Source organism: Sphingomonas pollutisoli, assembly GCF_029167165.1.
GTDB lineage: Bacteria > Pseudomonadota > Alphaproteobacteria > Sphingomonadales > Sphingomonadaceae > Sphingomonas > Sphingomonas pollutisoli.
In genome coordinates this window covers 581,470-600,328 of record NZ_JARFNJ010000002.1, presented here as the reverse complement: position 1 = coordinate 600,328, position 18,859 = coordinate 581,470, and the positions used below count along the sequence as shown (strand labels likewise).

The window sequence follows — 18,859 nt, the reverse complement described above, 5'->3', positions numbered from 1 at the left end:
GCGCAGGGGCGGCGCAAATGCTTGTAATGTCGGGCGGCTGCCGCGAAAGGACCGGTATGACCGAGCCGACCGCACGCTATCCGATGAGCGGGTTCGAGTTCGTCGCGTTCATCGCCGCCTTGATGGCTGTGAACGCGCTGGGCGTCGACCTGATGTTACCCGCGCTCGCCGATATCGGGCGCGATCTCGCGATCGTCACCGCGAACGACCGGCAATGGATCGTCACCGCCTATATCTTCGGTTTCGGCATTGGGCAGATCTTCTACGGGCCGCTGGCCGACCGGTTCGGGCGCAAGCCGGTGGTGGTGGTGGCGCTGCTCTGCTTCGTCGGAGCGGCGGCGTTCGCGGCGCATTCGGCCTCGTTCGCGGCGCTGCTCGGCGCGCGGGTGTTGCAGGGGTTGACCTCGGCCGCGTCGCGCGTGCTGTCGGTGGCGATCGTGCGCGATCGGTTCTCGGGCCGGCAGATGGCGCGCACCCTGTCGGTCGCGCAGACGATCTTCTTCGTCTTCCCGATCCTCGCGCCCACGTTGGGGAGCCTCGTGCTCGCCTTCGGCCCGTGGCGGCTGATCTTCTACGCGCTCGCCGGATATACGCTGGTGGTGCTGCTCTGGACCTTGCTGCGCTTCGCGGAGACGCTGCCGCGCGCGCGGCGCATACCGATCTCGTGGCCGTCGCTGCGCCAGTCCTATCGATTGACGCTGACCGACCGCTTCTCGCTCGGCTATGCGGTGAGCAGCGCGCTGACCTTCGGCGGCATCGTCGCGTTCGTCTCCTCCTCGCAGCAGATTTTCGTCGATGAGTTCCACGCGGGCGGCAAGTTCACCATCCTGTTCGCGGTCTGCGCCTTTTCGATGGGCTGCGCGGCCTTCGCCAACAGCCGCCTCGTCGAACGCCCCGGCATGCGGCTGATCTCGCAGAGCGCGGTGTTCGGGCTGATCGCGCTGTCGCTGGTCCATGTCGCGATCATCGCCAGCGGGCACGAATCGCTTGCCACCTATATCGTCTTCCAGGCGCTGAGCATGACGTGCATCGCACTGTGCGGATCGAATTTCGGCGCGATGGCGATGGAGCGGGTCGGCCATATCGCCGGCACCGCTTCCTCGGTGCAGGGCTTCATCGCCAGCGTCGGCGCGGTGGTGGTGGCGGCGGTGATCGGACAATCCTATGACGGCACCACGCTGCCGCTGGCGCTCGGCTATCTCAGCATCGGCGTGGTCGCGCTGGGGTTGATCCTGTGGATCGAGGGCGGTCGGCTGTTTCAGGCGCGGGCGGGGGCGTGACCGCGCCCCGTCTCGACGTGCGTGGCCTCGGCAAGAGCGTGCCCGGCCCGCGCCGGCTGTTCGCCGGGCTCGATCTGGCGGTGCGCGGCGGCGAACTGGTCGCGATCCTCGGTGAATCGGGGGTCGGCAAGTCGACCTTGCTCAACATGCTCGCCGGTCTCGACGAGGCCGACGAAGGCACGGTCACAATCGAGGGCATCACGCTCGGCCCGCTCGACGAGGCGGCGCGGACGCGGTTGCGGCGTGAGCGGATCGGCTTCGTCTTCCAGGCCTTCCACATCCTGCCGTATCTCACGCTGGCGCAGAACGTCGCGCTGCCGCTCGCGCTCGTGTCGTCCGACTCGCGCGCCGCGCAGGCGCGTGCCGAGGCGATGCTCGACTCGGTCGGGCTTGGCGGGCGCGGCGGCGATTATGCGCGCGATCTGTCGGGCGGCGAGTTGCAGCGCGTCGCGATCGCCCGCGCGCTCGTCCACGCGCCGGCGCTGATCCTCGCCGACGAACCAACGGGCAATCTCGATCCCGAAACCGCCGCGCGCGTGCTGGCGCTGTTCGGCGGCGCGGTGCGCGAGCGTGGCGCGGCGGGCGTGATCGTCACCCATTCGGATGCGACCGCCGCCATCGCCGACCGCGTCCTGACGCTCACCGCGCAGGGGCTCGTGGAACGCCGTGGCGGCTGAGCCTGACCTGTGGTCCGGGCGGCTCGCGCTCGGCTGGCTGATCGGCGGCGAATGGCGCTTCCACCCCGGTCGCTTCGTGCTGACGGCGGTGGCGATCGCGGTCGGGGTGGCGCTGGGCTTCGCGGTGCATCTCATCAACGGCTCGGCGCTCGCCTCGTTCGACGGCGCGGTGCGCGGCGTGGGCGGAGGCGCGGAACTGTCGGTACGCGCGGCCAGCCCGCTCGGCTTCGATGAAGCGCTGTATCCGCGCGTCGCGCGTGCGGCCGGGGTGCGCGATGTCAGCCCGGTGGTCAAGCTCGACGCCCGCATCGGCACCGCGCGGCTGACGCTGCTCGGCCTCGACGTGATCCGCGCCGCTGCCGTCACGCCGGCGCTGGTCGGGATCGCGCCCGAACGCGGCAACGATGCGATGTTCGCTGAGGACGCGGTCTTCCTGTCGCGCGCGGCGCTTGCACAGACCGGGGCAAAGATCGGCGCGCGCATGGCTGTCACCGCCAACGGGCGAACCGTGCCGCTGCGCGTCGCGGGCACGCTCCCCGGCGCTGGCGAGGCCGCTGCACTTGGGGTGATCGACATCGCTGCCGCGCAGTGGCGCTTTGGCAGGCTCGGCATGCTCGACCGGATCGATCTTGCGGTGTCCGATCGGGCCGCCGCCGAGTCCGCATTGCGCGGCCTGCCTGGCGCGACTCTGTCGGCGGCGGAGGCGCAGAACGCACAGGGGGATGCGCTGTCGCGTGCCTATCGCGTCAACCTCGACATGCTCGCGTTGGTCGCGCTGCTCACCGGTGGGTTCCTGGTCTATTCGGCGCAGTCGCTGTCGGTGGCGCGGCGGCAGCGCGCGTTCGCGCTGCTGCGCACGCTCGGCATGCCGCGCGGCGGGGTGGTGGCGGCGGTTGCTGTCGAAGGGCTGGCGATCGGCGTGGTCGGCGCGGGCGCGGGACTTGTGACGGGCTATGTGATGGCCTGGGCGGCGTTGCGCTGGTTCGGCGGCGATCTCGGCGCGGGCTATTTCGGCGGCGGCGTGGTGCGGCTCGCGTTCCAGCCCGGCGCGGCGCTCGGGTTCTTCGCGCTCGGGCTGGCCGCGGCGGCGCTGGGCAGCGCGATCCCCGCGCGGCTGGCGGCACGCGCCGCACCCGCCGCCGCGCTGAAAAACGCCGGCGACGTGCTCGATCCGCGCGCGCGGGTGGCATGGTGGCCGGCGGCGGTGTTGCTCGTTGTCGGCGGCGCGGTCGCGCTGCTCCCGCCGGTCGGCGGGCTGCCGCTGTTCGGCTTCGCGGGAATGGCGCTGCTGCTTGCCGGCGGCGTCGCGGGCGTGCCGTGGTTCGCGCGCGTGCTGCTCACCCCGCTCGCGCGGCGCAGCGGCGGGGCGGTGCCGCGCCGGCTCGCGATCCGCCACCTCCACGGCGCGCCGAACGATGCCGCGACCGCCTTGTGCGGAATCGTCGCCTCGACGGCGCTGATGATCGCGATGGCGACGATGATTACCAGCTTCCGCGGCGCGGTCGATGACTGGCTCGGGCAGGTACTCGGCGCGGACCTGTATCTGCGCACCAGCGCGGGCGCGGTGTTCGATCCGGCCACCCAGGCGCGGCTCTCCGCCACGCCCGGCGTCGCGCGCGCTGCGTTCAGCCGCCAACTGCCGCTGACGATCGTGCCCGACCGCCCGCCGATCACGCTGATCGCCCGCCCCGAGCGCGGCGCGCGCGACCCGCTGCTGGTGCTGATCGCCCCAGCCGTACCGCTCCCGACGGGTGCGCGGCCGGTGTGGGTGTCGGAGCCGGCGCAGCGGCTCTACGGCTGGAGCCCCGGCGATAGCCTCACGCTGCCGATCGGCGCTGGCGCGCGCTTCACCGTCGCGGGCGTGTGGCGTGATTATGGTCGGCAGACCGGCGCGGTGCTGGTCGATGCGCAAGACTATCAGCGCCTCACCGGCGATACCGGCCGCGACGAACTCGCGGCGATGCTGCGCCCCGGTGCTGACACGGGGGCCGTCACCGCCGCGATCCAGGCGCGGCTTCCGGCCGATCTGCGCGATCAGGTCGAGATCACCCGGCCCGCCACGCTGCGCCGCTTCGCGCTGACGTTGTTCGATCGCAGCTTCGCCGTCACCTATCTGCTGGAGGCGATCGCAATCCTGGTCGGTCTCGCCGGGGTCGCCGCGACCATCTCGGCGCAGACGATGGCGCGCGAGCGCGAGTTCGGCATGCTCCGCCATCTCGGCCTCACCCGCCGCCAGCTCACAGCGATGCTCGCCACCGAAGGCGCCTTGGTCGGGCTGACCGGCGCGCTCGCCGGCATCGCGCTCGGGCTGGTGTTGGCGCAGGTGCTGATCCACGTCATCAACCCGCAGTCGTTCAACTTCACGATGAGCACGCGAATTCCGTTCGGCACGCTCGCGGCGGTGGCGGCGGCGCTGTCGGGCGCGGCGGCGGCGACCGCGATCCTCGCCGGCCGCCGCGCGACCGCACGCGGCGCGGTGCAATCGGTTCGGGAGGATTGGTGATGCTGCGTTGGATAGCGGGCCTCGCGCTCGCCGCTGCCGCGCCGGCGGCGACGCCCTATCCAGTGGTCAGGCCCGGCATCGTGCTGCGCTTCCCGCAGGATCACGGCGCACACCCGGCGTTCCGCACCGAATGGTGGTATGTCACCGGCTGGCTGCGCACCGCGCGCGGCGATGATCTCGGCTTTCAGGTGACGTTCTTCCGCACCCGCCCACAGACCGACCCGCGCAACCCGAGCCGTTTCGCGCCAACGCAGGTTCTGTTCGCGCATGCCGCGCTGTCAGACGCCAAGACCGGCCGCCTGCTCCACGGCGAGCGCGCCGCGCGCGCTGGCTTCGGGCTGGCGCAGGCGCGCGAAGGCGACGGCGATGTCGCGATCCGCGACTGGCGGATACGGCGGCTTCCCGACGGGCGCTGGGCGACGCAGGTCAACGCCGATGGCTTCGCGCTCACGTTGGCGCTCAGCCCAACCCAGCCGCCGCTGCCGCAAGGGCAGGGTGGCTACAGCCGCAAGGGGCCGCGCCCCGAAGAGGCGAGCTATTATTACTCGATCCCGCATTTGCGCGTCAGCGGCCGCGTTACGCGGGCAGGCACCGTCGAGCGGGTGACGGGCGAGGCGTGGCTCGATCGCGAATGGTCGTCGGACTATCTCGCCCCGCAAGCGCAGGGGTGGGACTGGACCGGGCTCAACTTCGATGACGGCAGCGCGCTGATGGCGTTTCGCATCCGTCGCAAGGGCGGCGGCACGCTCTGGGCGGGCGGGGCGCTGCGCCGCGCCGATGGCACGCGATCGGTGTTCGCGCCCGGCGATGTGTCATTCCGGCCGCTTGCGACCTGGCGCAGCCCGGCGACGGGGGCGACTTATCCGGTCGCGCAGCAGCTCAGCGTGCGCCTCGCCGACGGCATCCACCGCTGGCGCCTGCAGCCGTTGTTCGCGGCGCAGGAACTCGATACGCGCGGCAGCGGCATGCCGGTCTATTGGGAAGGCGCGGTGCGAACACAGGGCGGGCGCGGCTATCTCGAACTCACCGGCTACGACAAAGCGCTGGCGATGTGAGGGCAGGTCACCCCGTCATCAGCAGCCGATAGCCAACGCCGAGTTCGTTCGCCACCACCGATCCGACTGCGTCGGCAGGCTCGATCTTCTGGCGCAGATTGCGGATGACGATGCGCAGATATTCGATCTTGCGATCGTGATCGAGCGGCCAGGCGGCGGCGAGGATGCGCTGATGCGTCACCACCCGCCCCGGCGCTTCGGCGAGGCATGCAAGCACGTCATATTCCTTGCGAGTCAGATGCACCTCCTCGCCGGCGCGGCGGACGCGGCGGTGCTCGAAATCGATCTCCACATCGCCCGCGCGCAAAGTCTTTGGTTTGGCGCGATGCCCGGCGTGGCGCAGCGCGACACGCAGGCGTGCGAGCAATTCCTCGGTGTCGAACGGCTTGGTGACATAATCGTCGGCGCCGAGATCGAGCGCGGCGACCTTCTGGTCGGTCTCGTCGCGCGCCGAGACGACGAGGATCGTGGCCTCCCCCAGCTTGCGCAGCAGCGGCACCAGCGACAGCCCGTCGCGGTCGGGCAGGCCGAGATCGAGCAGGATCGCGGCCGGCGTGTAGCGCTCCGCCGCCTTGAGCGCCTCGCCGCCATTCGCCGCCTCGACCACCGCATAGCCCGCGCGTTCGAGCGTGTTGCGCAGCAGCCGGCGGATCGATTGCTCGTCGTCGATGACGAGGATGGTCGCGTCGCTCACAGGATCAAGTCTCCGTCGCTGTCGCGGACCAGCAGCGCCTTGGGGAAGATCAGCCGGAAGTCCGCCCCCGTCCCATCCTCGCGGTTGCCGGCGCGCACCGCCATGCCCATCGCCTCGGCGAACGCCTTGACGATGGCGAGGCCGAGGCCGGTGCCGCCGATCTGGCGGTCCGATCCCTCCAGCCGCCGGAAGGTCTCGAACACCTCGCTCTCGCGCCCTGGCGGTAGGCCCGGCCCCTGATCGAGCACCGACAGCGTCAGCGTGTCGTGGCGATGCACGCCGCGCACCGTGACCGGCGTACCCGGATCGGCATAGCGCCCGGCATTGTCGAGCAGGTTGAGCAGGCAATGGTGGAGCAATTGCGGATCGACTCGCACCAGCGGCAGGTTGGGGGGCACCTCAAGGACAATCGCATGTCCCTCCAATGCGCGGCGCGCGTCCTGCGCCGCACCCGCGACGGCATCGGACAGATCGACCGGTTCGAGCGCGAGCGTCAGCGCGCCGGCCTCGACGCGCGCCATGTCGAGCAGGTTGGCGACGAAGCGGTTGAGGCGCGCCGATTCGCTTTGCAGCGTCGCGATCAGCTCGGGCGTCGCGCCCTGATCGAGCTGCCCCGCCGCCGCCATCACCGCCGTCAGCGGCGTGCGCAGATCGTGGCTGACCGAGGAGAGCAGGGCGGCGCGCAGCCGGTCGCGCTCGCGCAGGCGATCGACGTCGCGCATCTCGGCCTCCAGCCGCAGCCGTTCGAGCAGCAGCGCCGCCTGGTCGATCAACCCGGTCAGCAGCGGCAGTTGGTCGGCACGGAGCGGTTCGGCGCTGTCGTCGCGGGCCATGCCGAGCACCGCCAGCGTGCGCTCGCCGGCGCGCATTGGGCGGAACAGCCATTCGGAGGCGGCGAGCGTGTCCGATCCGCGCCCGGCCGGCGTGCCGGCATCGAGCGCCCATTGCGCGGCGGCGAGTTCCATCGTCTCCAGCCGCACCTCGGTGTTGGCCGCCTGTAAGACCAGGCCGGTGCCGGTCGGCGCGGGGACGAGCAGCATCGTGCGGAAATCGAACAGCCGGCCGATCTCCTCGCAGATCGCGCGCGACAGCGCCTCGGCGTCGTTGATCGCGCCGAGCTGGCGCAGGAAGCCGGCGAGGGCGGCGTTGGCGCGCGCGCTCGCCGCCGCCAGATCGGCCTGCGCGCGCACGCGCGAGGTGAGCTGGCTGGTCGCCAGCGCGATGCCGAGCAGCACCAGCACCGAGACGACGTTCTCAGGGTTGTTGATCGTCAGCGTACCCGTCGGCGGCAGGAAGAAGAAGTTGTAGGCGAGCGACGAGAGCACGCCCGCGAATAGCCCCGTGCGCAGCCCGAAAAGGCTCGCCGCCGCCATCACCGGCAGCAGATAGAGCAGCGCGACATTGCCGAGGTTGAGAATGTGGAACAGCGCGTTGGCGATCGCGGTGACCCCGCCGACCATCAGCGCGGTCCACGCATAGCCGGCGCGGCTGCCCCAATGGCCGGGACGCAGCCGAAGCTTGCGTGGTCCCGCACCCTCGATCGGCAAGACATGCACCGCCACGCCGGGCGTCTCGCGCACCAGCCGGTCGACCACTGAGCCGTGGCGAAGCTCGAACCAGCGCGACCGCACCGACTTGCCGACGACGAGCTGAGTCGCGCGCGCGTTGGCGGAAAACGCCTTGAGTCCCTCGATCACCGACGCGGCCGGGACGGTCGCGGCGGCGGCGCCGAGTTGCGTGGCGAGGTTGAGCACCTTGGCGATCTGGCGATGCTCGTCGTCGCTGAAGCCTTGCGTGCGCGGCGTTTCGACATGCAGCGCGGTCCACGGCGCATGCAGCGCGTCGGCGATGCGCTTGCCGGCGCGGACCAGCCCCTCGGCGCCGGGCGCTTCGCTCACCGCGACGACGATTCGCTCGCTTCCCGCCCAGGTGCCGCCGACGCCGAGCGCGCGGACGTGATCGAGCATCTGCGCATCGACCGCCTGCGCCGCGCGCCGCAGCGCCAGTTCGCGCAGTGCCGACAGGTTCGATTTGGAAAAGAAGTGCGACAGCGCGCGCGTCGCCTCCTGCGGCAGATAGACCTTGCCGTCTTTCAACCGCTCGATCAGCTCGTCGGGCGGGATATCGACCACCTCGATCTCGGCGGTTTCGAGGATGCTGTCGGGCACCGTCTCGCGCACGCGCACGCGCGTGAACGAGGCGACGACATCGTTGAGGCTCTCGACATGCTGGATGTTAAGCGTCGAATAGACGTCGATCCCGGCATCGAGCAGCTCGACGACATCCTGATACCGTTTCGGATGGCGGCTGCCCGGCGCGTTGGTGTGCGCGAGTTCATCGACCAGCACGAGCCGGGGCGCGCGCGCGAGGATCGCGTCGATATCCATCTCGTACAGCGTGCCGCCGGCATGCGCGACCGCGCGGCGCGGCACGATCTCATAGCCGCGTGTAAGCTGTTCGGTCTCGATACGCCCGTGGGTTTCGACGACGCCGATCACGACATCGACCCCGGCCTTGGCGCGGGTGCGGCCGTCACTCAGCATCTCGAAAGTCTTGCCGACGCCGGGCGCCGCCCCGAGGAAGATCTTGAGCCGCCCCTTACCCTCCTGCGCCGCCTGGCGCAGAAGGGCATCCGGGGAAGGGCGGCCAGTCGCGTCGTTCAACGCGTGGACCCGAGACCATCAAGCGCGCGGTTGAGCGCGAGCACGTTGACATGCGGTTCGCCGACCACACCGAGCAGCGGCTGTTCGACATGATCCATCACGAGCGCACGCACCTTCTCGACCGGTAGGCCGCGCACCTTAGCGATACGCTGCGTCTGATACAAAGCCGCCTCGGGGCTGAGATCGGGATCAAGCCCCGAGGCGGAGGCCGTCACCAGATCGGCGGGGACGTTCATCCCTGGTGCGGAAGGTTTGGCGGCGGCGACATCGGCGCGCACGCGGTCGGCGAGCGCCTGCGAGGTCGGGCCGTAGTTCGAGCCGGACGAGGCGAGGCCGTCATAGCCTTTGCCCGCCGCCGAAGGGCGTGTCTTGAAATAGCGGTCGCCGGTGAAGGCCTGACCGATCACGGTCGAGCCGATCACCTTGCCGCCTTGCGAGATCAGGCTTCCATTGGCCTGGCTCGGGAAGATCGTCTGGCCGATGCCGGTCAGCGCGAGCGGATAGGCGATCCCGAGCAGCAGCGCGAACAGCAGGGTCATGACGAGCGCGGGACGAAGCGCGGAAGAGATATCGTTGCCCATGAGAAGTTCCTCAGGCGAGACCGAGGCCGGTGACGGCCAGGTCGATGATCTTGATGCCGATGAACGGAGCGACGAGGCCGCCCAGACCATAGACGGCGAGGTTGCGGGCGAGCAGCGGGCCGGCCCCCATCGGCTTGTACGCCACGCCCTTCAGCGCGAGCGGCACCAGCAGCGGGATGATCAGCGCGTTGAAGATGATCGCCGACAGGATCGCCGATTGCGGGGTGCCGAGGCCCATCACGTTGAGCACCGCGAGGCCCGGATAGAGCACCACGAACATCGCCGGGATGATCGCGAAATATTTGGCGACATCGTTGGCGACCGAGAAGGTGGTCAGCGCGCCGCGCGTCATCAGCAACTGCTTGCCGAGGCCCACCACCTCGATCAGCTTGGTCGGATCGCTGTCGAGATCGACCATGTTGCCGGCCTCGCGCGCGGCTTGCGTGCCGGTGTTCATCGCGACACCCACGTCGGCCTGCGCGAGCGCGGGCGCGTCGTTGGTGCCGTCGCCGCACATCGCGACGAGCCGGCCGCCCTGCTGCTCCTTGCGGATCAGCGCGAGCTTGTCCTCGGGGGTGGCTTGCGCGAGGAAATCGTCGACCCCCGCCTCGGCGGCGATCGCGGCGGCGGTGAGCGGGTTGTCGCCGGTGATCATCACCGTGCGGATACCCATCTGGCGAAGCTCGCCGAAGCGTTCGCGGATGCCGGCCTTGACGACATCCTTGAGGAAGATCGCGCCGAGCAGCCGTCCGTCCTGCGCGACCGCTAGCGGCGTGCCGCCGGCGCGCGCGATCTCGTCGGTGATGCGGCGCAGTTCGGTCGCGGCGGCGGTCTCGCCCGCACCCGGATTGGCGCGCAGGATCGAATCGACCGCGCCCTTCTGGATCAGCGAGCCGTTCATCTGGACGCCCGAAATGCGCGTCTGCGCGGTGAACGGGATCACCTCGGCCCCGGCGGGCAGAGTATGGGTGGTGACGCCGAATGCCTCGCGCGCCAGCACCACGATCGAGCGACCTTCGGGGGTCTCGTCGGCAAGGCTGGCGAGCAGCGCCGCCTCGGCGAGATCGGTCTGGCTCGCACCGCCGACCGCGCGGAACTCGGACGCCTGCCGGTCGCCGACGGTGATCGTGCCGGTCTTGTCGAGCAGCAGCACGTCGATATCGCCCGCCGCCTCGACCGCGCGGCCCGATTTGGCGAGCACGTTGAAGCGTACCAGCCGGTCCATGCCGGCGATGCCGATCGCCGAGAGCAGCGCCGCGATCGTCGTCGGGATGAGGGTGATGAGCAACGCCGCGAGGATCGCGACCGGAATCCCGCCGCCGGCATAGCTGGCGAAGCCCGGAATGGTGGCGACCGCGATCAGGAAGATGATCGTCAACCCGACCAGCAGGATCGTCAGCGCGATTTCATTGGGCGTCTTCTGGCGCTCGGCGCCTTCGACCAACGCGATCATGCGGTCGAGGAAGCCTTGCCCCGGATTGACCGTAACCCGCACCGCGATCCGGTCCGAGATGACGCGCGTGCCGGCGGTGACGGCGGAACGGTCGCCGCCCGCCTCTCGGATCACCGGCGCGCTTTCGCCGGTGATCGCCGCTTCGTTGACCGAGGCGACGCCCTCGACGACCTCACCGTCGGAAGGGATCAACTCGCCGGTTTCGACGAGGACGAGATCGCCGATGCGCAGCGCGCTGGCGGGCACGTCCTCGACGCTTGCGCCCTTGACGCGGCGGGCGGTGAGTTCCGCCTTGGTCGCGCGCAGCGACGCGGCCTGCGCCTTGCCGCGCCCCTCGGCGAGCGCCTCCGCGAAGGTGCCGAACAGCACCGTCAGCCACAGCCAGATCACGAGCTGGAGCTTGAAGCCGACACCGAGCGCGTCATGCCCGACGACGAGCAGGATGGTCAGCAGCGTGGCGACGATCGCGGTGGTGAACATCACCGGATTGCGGACGAGCTCTTTGGGATTAAGCTTGCGGAACGCGTCGCCGATCGCGGGCGCGATCAGGTCGGCGGTGAACAGAGATTTGGCAGGTGTGCGTGCCATGATGGCGGCCCCCGATCAGAAAGTTTTGCCGGCGATCATCGCGAGATGATCGGCGATGGGACCGAGCGCGAGGCTCGGCAGGAAGGTCAGCCCGCCCAGGATCAGGATGATGCCGACGAGCAGCCCCACCCACAGCGCGCCGGTGGTCGGGAACGACCCAGCCGATGCGGGCGTGTATTTCTTGGCGGCGAGGCTGCCGGCGATGGCGAGCATCGGCACGATCACGAAGAACCGCCCCAGCCACATCGCGATGCCGAGCATGGCGTTGTAATAGGGCGTGTTCGCGCTGATCCCGGCGAAGGCCGAGCCGTTGTTGCCGACGGCGCTGGTGAAGGCGTAGAGAATTTCGCCGAAGCCATGCGGCCCCTTGTTGAGCGGACCGGCGAGGCCGTCCGCGACCACCGACGAGATCGCGGTCATCCCGAGGATGACGAGCGGCAGGATCGCGATCGCCAGCACCGCCAGCTTCACTTCGCGCGCCTCGATCTTCTTGCCGACATATTCGGGCGTGCGGCCGACCATCAGCCCGGCGACGAACACCGCGAGGATCGCGAACAGCAGGAAGCCGTAGATGCCCGCGCCAACGCCGCCGACGACGACCTCACCCAACTGGATGTTGAACAGCGGGATCATCCCGCCGAGCGCGGTGAAGCTGTCATGCATCGCATTGACCGCGCCGCACGATGCCGCCGTGGTGACGACCGAGAACAGCGCCGAGGCGACGATGCCGAAGCGTACCTCCTTGCCCTCCATATTGCCCCCGACGACGCCGAGGTGATGGAGCACCGGATTGCCGGCCGCTTCCTGCCAATAGGTGACGGTGACGCCGGCGAGGAACAGGATCACCATCGCCGACAGGATCGCCCAGCCTTGCTTGGTGTTGCCGACCGCCTTGCCGAACGTCCAGGTCAGCCCGAAGCCGATCACGAAGATCGACAGCATCTGGACGAGGTTGGTGAGCGCGCTCGGGTTCTCGAACGGGTGCGCGCTGTTGGCGTTGAAGAAGCCGCCGCCGTTGGTGCCGAGCATCTTGATCGCTTCCTGGCTGGCGACGGGGCCGAGCGCGAGCGTCTGCTTGGCGCCTTCGAGCGTCGCCACGTCGACCGACCCGGCGAGCGTCTGCGGCACGCCGCTGGCGATCAGGAACAGCGCATAGACGATCGAGATCGGCAGCAGCAGATAGAGCGTGACGCGCGTGCAATCCGCCCAGAAGTTGCCGACGGTCTTGGCCTCACGCCGCGCGAACCCGCGAAACAGCGCGAAGGCGAGCGCGATGCCGGTCGCCGCCGACAGGAAATTGTGGATCGTCAGCCCGAGCATCTGCGAGAGGTTCGACATGGTCGATTCGCCCGCATAGCTCTGCCAGTTGGTGTTGGTGGTGAAGCTGATCGCGGTGTTGGCGGCGAGATGCTGGCTGGTGCCGGCGAAGCCGAGCGGGTTGCCCGGAAGCACGCCCTGCAACCGCAGGATCGCATAGGTGAATACCATCAGCGCCGCGTTGAACAGCAGCATGTGAACGGCGTAGCGCCGCCAGCCCTGTTCCTGCGTCGGGTCGACCCCGGCGAGCCGGTAGAAACCGCGTTCGACGGGACCGAGCACGGCATGGAGCGGGGTGCGCCGCCCTTCGTAGAGCGCGTGCAGCCACAGCCCCATCGGTTTGGTGAGCGCAAGCAGGATGCCGACGAACGCGGCGATGAGAATCCAGCCCTGGATGGTCATGGATGCGCTCCCTTCAGAAGCGTTCGGGCCGGACGAGCACGGCCACGAGATAGATGAGGAGGCCGACGGTGGTCAGCGCGGCGAGCCAGAGGTCGAGCGTCATCGCTGCCTCACGCATTGTCGCAGAGGCGGACATAGGCGAGCGTTGCCGCCACCAGCCCGGCCAGCGCTGCGATCCAGAGCAGATCCTGCATGGGAGATTCCTTTCGAGATGCGAAGGCGCGCATCGCGAAGCACGGCCCCACGCCGCGCATCGCGCGCGCGCAAGGGTTCAGGCGGAACGCGCCGCCGGGCGGGTGCAAGCGGGATTGGCGGCAGCGGCGTGGGCCGGCCGTACAGAGACTCGTGTCATGATCGTCCTCGATCACGATGCGACGCGTCCGACACCGGCCACGACCCTCGTGAGGACGCCTAATTAGGCCTCATGCGCATAGGGATTCGAGATCGATTCCCGGTCGGGCACATAGGTTTTGCATAGTATTTGTGTGGCTGTGGTTGCCCGTTCGCCCCGCGCGAAAGTGTCTCGACTTCGCTCGACACGAACGGGCGGCGGGGGTGCGCCGCATCCATCATTTGGTGCTGAGCGCAGCCGAAGCGCGTGTTACCAACGCAGCGCGCGGCACGCACTTCGACTACGCTCAGTGCGAACGGATTGGAGGTACAAGGCCCTGAATCACCGTTCGTCCCGAGCGAAGTCGAGGGAGGTGCCCGGAGGACAGGGTGCCTCGACACGAACGGGTGTTTACCTCGGTAAGCGCTTCAAGGGGCGGCGCGCCGCCGCCCCGCCGCAAAGGTCACTCCGCCGCCACCCCGGCACGCGAGAACATGTCCCCGTCGCGCTCGCCGGCATCCTCGTTGGCGGCCGGACCGGCCTTGGCCTTCTGGCGCGTGTCGAACGAATCCCACACCTCGTTCCAGTTGCCGCGCGTCGCCGCCTTCGAATATTCGGTCGCGCGCTGTTCGAAGAAATTGGCGTGCTCGACCCCGTTGAGCAGCGGCGCGAGCCAGGGCAGGGGATGTTCGTCGATCATGTAGATCGGCTTCATCCCGAGCTGCCCAAGCCGCCAGTCGGCGATGTAGCGGATGTACTTCTTGATCTCCTTGGGGGTCATGCCGTTGACCGGCCCCATCTCGAACGCGAGATCGATGAAGTTATCCTCGAGATGCACCGTCGTCTGGCACATGTCGCGAATGTCCGACTTGACCGACTTTGTGAAACAGTCGCGCTCGCGCACGAAGGTGTGGAACAGCTTGACGATGCCCTCGCAATGCAGGCTCTCGTCGCGGATCGACCAGGTGACGATCTGCCCCATGCCCTTCATCTTGTTGAAGCGCGGGAAGTTCATCAGCATCGCGAAGCTCGCGAAGAGCTGAAGCCCCTCGGTGAAGCCACCGAACATCGCCAGCGTCTTGGCGATATCCTCGTCGCTTTGAACGCCGAAGGTCTGCAGATAATCGTGCTTGTCCTTCATCTCGCTATATTCGAGGAAGGCGCCATATTCGCTCTCGGGCATGCCGATCGTGTCGAGCAGATGGCTGTACGCGGCGATATGCACCGTCTCCATGTTGGAGAAGGCGGCGAGCATCATCTTGATCTCGGTCGGCTTGAAGATGCGGCCGTATTTCTCGTGGTAGCAATCCTGCACCTCGACATCGGCCTGGGTGAAGAAGCGGAAGATCTGCGTGAGCAGGTTGCGCTCGTGATCGCTGAGCTTCTGCGCCCAGTCGCGGCAATCCTCGCCGAGCGGCACTTCCTCCGGCATCCAGTGGATCTGCTGCTGACGCTTCCAGAACTCGAACGCCCAGGGGTATTCGAATGGTTTGTACTGCTTGCGGGCTTCGAGGAGGGACATGGGGTACGCCTTTCGGTCTTAAATCTGGGAATGGGAAGAAACTGTCGCGGGGCCGCTCACGCCGTCACCCACGCCATCGTCGCGAAACCGGCGAGGAACAGCGCCGCCGCCGCCAGCATCGCGCCGCCGATGCGCAGGCGGTAGGTCGCGGCCGCGTCCGCCACCCGCCCCGAGCGAGCGACCAGCGCCACGCCGCACACGAACGCGCCGCCCGCGCACGCGTCGATCGCGATCAGCGCGCGCGGCATCACCGTCGCACCACCCGCGTGACATAGACGGTACGCGTGCGGTGCGAGCCGACGCCAAGAAACACGATGCCGATGAAATAGCCGAAATCATACCAGCCGCCCTGGTTGGGCACGGCATAGACCGCCACGCCCTGCACGAACAGCGACAGCACCCACGCCACCGGGAAGATGAAGCCGTGCCACACGCCCAGCAGGAAGCCCGGCGTATCGGGCGTGTGCTGCACCGAACTCGCGACGCGGTGCGCGCAGGCGGCGAGCGCGAGGCTCATCCCGAGCAGCAGAATCACGCGGTACTTCATCTTACGCCCTCGCCTGCATCGTTTCGCTCGCGTATGCGTTCAGCCCCGGCAACCATAACGCAGGAGCATTGCACATGGCCGACAAGAGCGCGATCAAAGAACATATGGAAGTCATCGGCGCCGACGGCGTCCATGTCGGGACCGTCGATCATCTCGATGGCGACCGCATCAAGCTGACCAAGAAGGACAGCGGGGAAGGCAGCCACGAAGGGCACCATCATTACATCTCGCTCGGCCTCGTCGCCGATGTCGAAGGCGACAAGGTCCGCCTCAGCGCCAACGCCGACGTCGCGGTGACGTTCGAAGAGGAAGAATAAGCTCACTCCCCCTCTCCCATCGGGAGAGGGGCAAGCGGCGCAGCCGCGCGGGGTGAGGGCGTGTGCGCTAAGAGTGTCGCGTCGCCCTCACCCTTCCGCCGCTGCGCGGCTCCTTCCCTCTCCCGCTGGGAGAGGGATTTTGCGATTCTCGCAATTACCCCGTCGAGATTTTGCAGCACATCGTTGTTCCAGAACCGCAGGACTCGATAGCCTTCGCTCTCCAAAAAGCTTGAGCGGATCGCGTCATAATCTGTCGCCGCTGCGTGCTGGCCGCCATCGATTTCGATGACGAGTCTTGCCGAGAAACACAGGACGTCAGCAAAGTATTGGCCGACTGGGACTTGCCGCCGCCATTTTAGCCCCGGGAAGCTTTCGCGCAGCGCACGCCATAGCGCTTTTTCCGCCTCGGTGGCGTTGCGACGCAAATCGCGCGCGTGTGTTACCGTGCCGCCGGGTTGGTTCCGATACGTGCGCATTCGCCCTCACCCTTCCGCCGCTGCGCGGCTCCCTCCCTCTCCCGGAGGGAGAGGGAAAGAACCCCTCTCCCTCCGGGAGAGGGAGGGGCCCATGCGCAGCATGGGAGGGTGAGGGCGACTTACCTCAACCACCTCACTGGCACGCCAGACATTCGTCATAGTCCGTGCTCTCGCCGAGCTCGAACTTGGGCGCGTCGATGGTGTTGTCGGCTTCGACCCCGCCCGCGAAACCGGCGCGCTGCACCGATTTCGAGCGCAGGTAATAGAGCGACTTGATGCCCAGTTCCCACGCGCGGAAGTGCAGCATCAGCAGATCCCATTTCTCGACATCGGCGGGGATGAACAGGTTGAGCGAGGTCGACTGGTCGATATACGGCGTGCGATCGGCCTGAAGCTCGATCAGCCAGCGCTGGTCGATCTCGAAGCTGGTCTTGTAGCAATCCTTCTCCTCGGGCGTGAGGAAGTCGAGATGCTGCACCGAACCACCGCGCTCGAGGATCGAATTCCACACCGCTTCCGAGTTCTTCGATTTATCGATCAGCAGCTTCTCGAGATACGGGTTGCGCACCGAGAAGCTGCCCGACAGCGTCTTGTGCGTATAGACGTTCGCCGGGATCGGCTCGATGCACGCGCTGGTGCCGCCGCAGATGATCGAGATCGACGCGGTCGGTGCGATCGCCATCTTGCACGAGAAACGCTCCATCACGCCGCGATCGGCCGCGTCGGGGCAGGGACCGCGCTCGACCGCGAGATGCATCGAGGCTTCGTCGACCTGCGCCTTGATGTGCTTGAACATGCGCAGGTTCCAGGACTTCGCCATCGCGCCTTCGAAGGCGAGCCCGCGCGCCTGCAGGAACGAGTGGAAGCCCATCACGCCGAGCCCGACCGAGCGCTCGCGCATCGCCGAATAGGCGGCGCGCTCCATGCCCGGCTCGGCGCGGTCGATATAGTCCTGAAGCACGTTGTCGAGGAAGCGCATCACGTCCTCGATGAAGCCCTTCGCGTCCTTCCACTGGTCCCAGGTCTCGAGGTTGAGCGAGGACAGGCAGCACACCGCGGTGCGATCGTTGCCGAGATGGTCCTTGCCGGTCGGCAGCGTGATCTCGCTGCACAGGTTCGAGGTCGAGACCTTGAGGCCGAGCTCGCGGTGGTGCTTCGGCATGTTCTTGTTCACATGGTCGGCGAAGACGATGTACGGCTCGCCCGTCGCCAGCCGGGTCTCGACCAGCTTCTGGAACAGCGCGCGCGCATCGACCGTGCTGCGCACCGATCCGTCCTTGGGGCTGACCAGCGCCCATTCCTTGCCGTCGCGCACCGCTTCCATGAAGGCATCGGGGATCAGCACACCGTGGTGCAGGTTGAGCGCCTTGCGGTTGAAATCGCCCGAGGGCTTGCGGATTTCGAGGAACTCCTCGATCTCGGGATGCGAGATGTCGAGATAGCAGGCCGCCGAGCCGCGCCGCAGCGAGCCCTGGCTGATCGCCAGCGTCAGCGAATCCATCACGCGCACGAACGGGATGATGCCGCTGGTCTTGCCGTTGAGGCCGACCGGCTCGCCGATGCCGCGCACATTGCCCCAATAGGTGCCGATCCCGCCGCCGCGCGAGGCGAGCCAGACGTTCTCGTTCCAGGTATCGACGATACCGTTGAGGCTGTCGGGCACCGAATTGAGGAAGCACGAGATCGGCAAGCCTCGCCCGGTGCCGCCGTTCGACAGCACCGGCGTCGCCGGCATGAACCACAGTTGCGAGATGTAATCGTACAGCCGCTGCGCGTGGCCGACGTCGTCGGCATAGGCCGAGGCGACGCGCACGAACAGATCCTGGAAGCGCTCGCCGGGCAGCAGATAGCGATCGGTCAGCGTCTCCTTGCCGAAATCGGTAAGGAGCGCGTCGCGCGAATGATCGACTTCGACCGGATAGAGCTGCGGGCGCACCGCCTTCGAATCGCCGCGCTCGGCGAGCTTGCGGTTGGCGCCGCCGGCCTCGACTTTCGTCGCTTCGATCGTGTCGGTCGCCATCTCTACGCTCACTTCCTGGGTGTCCCTGAAATCCATCGGTATCGCCCCTGTCCAAACCATCTCTATAGGCGGACCGTGTTCCCGGTCCGTTCGAATCGGGGGCAGTCCCCGATGCTATCACTGCGGGCGCTCGCCCGTGAGAACAAAATAAGGCCGCGCCTATGCAAAACGCACCGGGCAACCGCTCTATCATATGGGGTTCGCCACCCCGTTCTACCAGTTCTTGGGTTCGCCCCCGAACCTTACCCCTACAGATTGTGCCGGATCGCGCGCGATCGCAAGACCGTAAATGACAGATCAGGGACTCGGTTCGTCGCTATTTTGATTCGGTTCATGGCATCGCGGGAAGCGTGCCACGCCGCGACGCGTGGACTTCCGCCACCTCCGCGAAACGCAAGGGAACGAACCGGGAATCCACAGATTTCTTTGCGCG

The 18,859-nt window shown here is 67.9% G+C and carries 17 protein-coding genes; 5 read left to right on the top strand and 12 right to left on the bottom strand.

The annotated features are described in order from the left end of the window. The first annotated feature begins 56 nt into the window (after positions 1-56). From PX554_RS06140 to PX554_RS06125, 4 genes are read left to right on the top strand one after another with little or no spacing between them, the layout of a single operon-like run. Positions 57-1,280, top strand: a complete 1,224-nt coding sequence (locus PX554_RS06140; RefSeq protein WP_420833418.1) for a multidrug effflux MFS transporter — start codon at positions 57-59, stop codon at positions 1,278-1,280. Beyond that, complete coding sequence (locus PX554_RS06135) at positions 1,277-1,957, top strand: ABC transporter ATP-binding protein (RefSeq protein ID WP_275499823.1); 681 nt, start codon at positions 1,277-1,279, stop codon at positions 1,955-1,957. The genes PX554_RS06140 and PX554_RS06135 overlap by 4 nt, the downstream gene beginning before the upstream one ends. Then, positions 1,947-4,460 (top strand): ABC transporter permease, encoded by a 2,514-nt coding sequence (locus PX554_RS06130; protein WP_275499821.1) that lies wholly within the window; start codon positions 1,947-1,949, stop codon positions 4,458-4,460. The genes PX554_RS06135 and PX554_RS06130 overlap by 11 nt, the downstream gene beginning before the upstream one ends. Continuing rightward, positions 4,460-5,515 carry a lipocalin-like domain-containing protein gene (locus PX554_RS06125; protein ID WP_275499819.1) on the top strand — a complete coding sequence of 352 codons (1,056 nt, stop codon included), beginning with the start codon at positions 4,460-4,462 and terminating at the stop codon, positions 5,513-5,515. The genes PX554_RS06130 and PX554_RS06125 overlap by 1 nt, the downstream gene beginning before the upstream one ends. 7 nt (positions 5,516-5,522) lie before the next feature. Here PX554_RS06125 and PX554_RS06120 read toward each other — a convergent pair whose 3' ends face one another. The 10 genes from PX554_RS06120 to PX554_RS06075 form a co-directional block, all read right to left on the bottom strand. After that, positions 5,523-6,209: a response regulator transcription factor gene (locus PX554_RS06120; RefSeq protein WP_275499817.1), complete on the bottom strand. Its 687-nt coding sequence runs from the start codon at positions 6,207-6,209 to the stop codon at positions 5,523-5,525. Further along, a complete protein-coding gene (locus PX554_RS06115) occupies positions 6,206-8,872 on the bottom strand; it encodes a sensor histidine kinase (protein ID WP_275499815.1) in 2,667 nt (888 codons plus the stop codon). Before PX554_RS06115 ends, PX554_RS06120 begins: the two co-directional genes overlap by 4 nt. Further along, a complete protein-coding gene (gene kdpC / locus PX554_RS06110) occupies positions 8,869-9,453 on the bottom strand; it encodes a potassium-transporting ATPase subunit KdpC (protein WP_275499813.1) in 585 nt (194 codons plus the stop codon). Before kdpC ends, PX554_RS06115 begins: the two co-directional genes overlap by 4 nt. A gap of 10 nt (positions 9,454-9,463) precedes the next feature. Beyond that, positions 9,464-11,494: a potassium-transporting ATPase subunit KdpB gene (gene kdpB, locus PX554_RS06105; protein ID WP_275499811.1), complete on the bottom strand. Its 2,031-nt coding sequence runs from the start codon at positions 11,492-11,494 to the stop codon at positions 9,464-9,466. A gap of 15 nt (positions 11,495-11,509) precedes the next feature. Next, entirely contained in the window at positions 11,510-13,213 is a 1,704-nt protein-coding gene (kdpA, locus tag PX554_RS06100) for a potassium-transporting ATPase subunit KdpA (protein WP_275499809.1), read from the bottom strand. Positions 13,214-13,226: 13 nt separating this feature from the next. Continuing rightward, a complete protein-coding gene (gene kdpF / locus PX554_RS06095; protein WP_275499807.1) occupies positions 13,227-13,316 on the bottom strand; it encodes a K(+)-transporting ATPase subunit F in 90 nt (29 codons plus the stop codon). A 7-nt stretch (positions 13,317-13,323) separates the two neighbouring features. Next, the gene (locus tag PX554_RS06090) at positions 13,324-13,458 is read right to left on the bottom strand and encodes a hypothetical protein (protein WP_275499804.1); all 135 of its coding nucleotides are present in this window, start codon (positions 13,456-13,458) and stop codon (positions 13,324-13,326) included. A gap of 549 nt (positions 13,459-14,007) precedes the next feature. Continuing rightward, positions 14,008-15,066 carry a ribonucleotide-diphosphate reductase subunit beta gene (locus PX554_RS06085; RefSeq protein ID WP_275499802.1) on the bottom strand — a complete coding sequence of 353 codons (1,059 nt, stop codon included), beginning with the start codon at positions 15,064-15,066 and terminating at the stop codon, positions 14,008-14,010. A gap of 56 nt (positions 15,067-15,122) precedes the next feature. After that, the gene (locus PX554_RS06080) at positions 15,123-15,314 is read right to left on the bottom strand and encodes a hypothetical protein (protein WP_093221547.1); all 192 of its coding nucleotides are present in this window, start codon (positions 15,312-15,314) and stop codon (positions 15,123-15,125) included. Then, positions 15,314-15,613 carry a hypothetical protein gene (locus PX554_RS06075; RefSeq protein WP_093221545.1) on the bottom strand — a complete coding sequence of 100 codons (300 nt, stop codon included), beginning with the start codon at positions 15,611-15,613 and terminating at the stop codon, positions 15,314-15,316. Before PX554_RS06075 ends, PX554_RS06080 begins: the two co-directional genes overlap by 1 nt. 74 nt (positions 15,614-15,687) lie before the next feature. On the opposite strand from PX554_RS06075, the gene PX554_RS06070 reads away from it, so the two are divergent. Further along, on the top strand, positions 15,688-15,930 hold the full coding sequence (locus tag PX554_RS06070) for a DUF2171 domain-containing protein (RefSeq protein WP_093221542.1): 243 nt from the start codon (positions 15,688-15,690) through the stop codon (positions 15,928-15,930). Between the two features lie 2 nt (positions 15,931-15,932). On the opposite strand, the gene PX554_RS06065 is transcribed toward PX554_RS06070, so the two are convergent. Together PX554_RS06065 and PX554_RS06060 are read right to left on the bottom strand one after the other, a co-directional pair. Next, positions 15,933-16,406: an endonuclease domain-containing protein gene (locus tag PX554_RS06065; RefSeq protein ID WP_275499798.1), complete on the bottom strand. Its 474-nt coding sequence runs from the start codon at positions 16,404-16,406 to the stop codon at positions 15,933-15,935. Positions 16,407-16,539: 133 nt separating this feature from the next. Continuing rightward, positions 16,540-18,462: a ribonucleoside-diphosphate reductase subunit alpha gene (locus PX554_RS06060; RefSeq protein WP_275499796.1), complete on the bottom strand. Its 1,923-nt coding sequence runs from the start codon at positions 18,460-18,462 to the stop codon at positions 16,540-16,542. Positions 18,463-18,859: the final 397 nt, after the last annotated feature.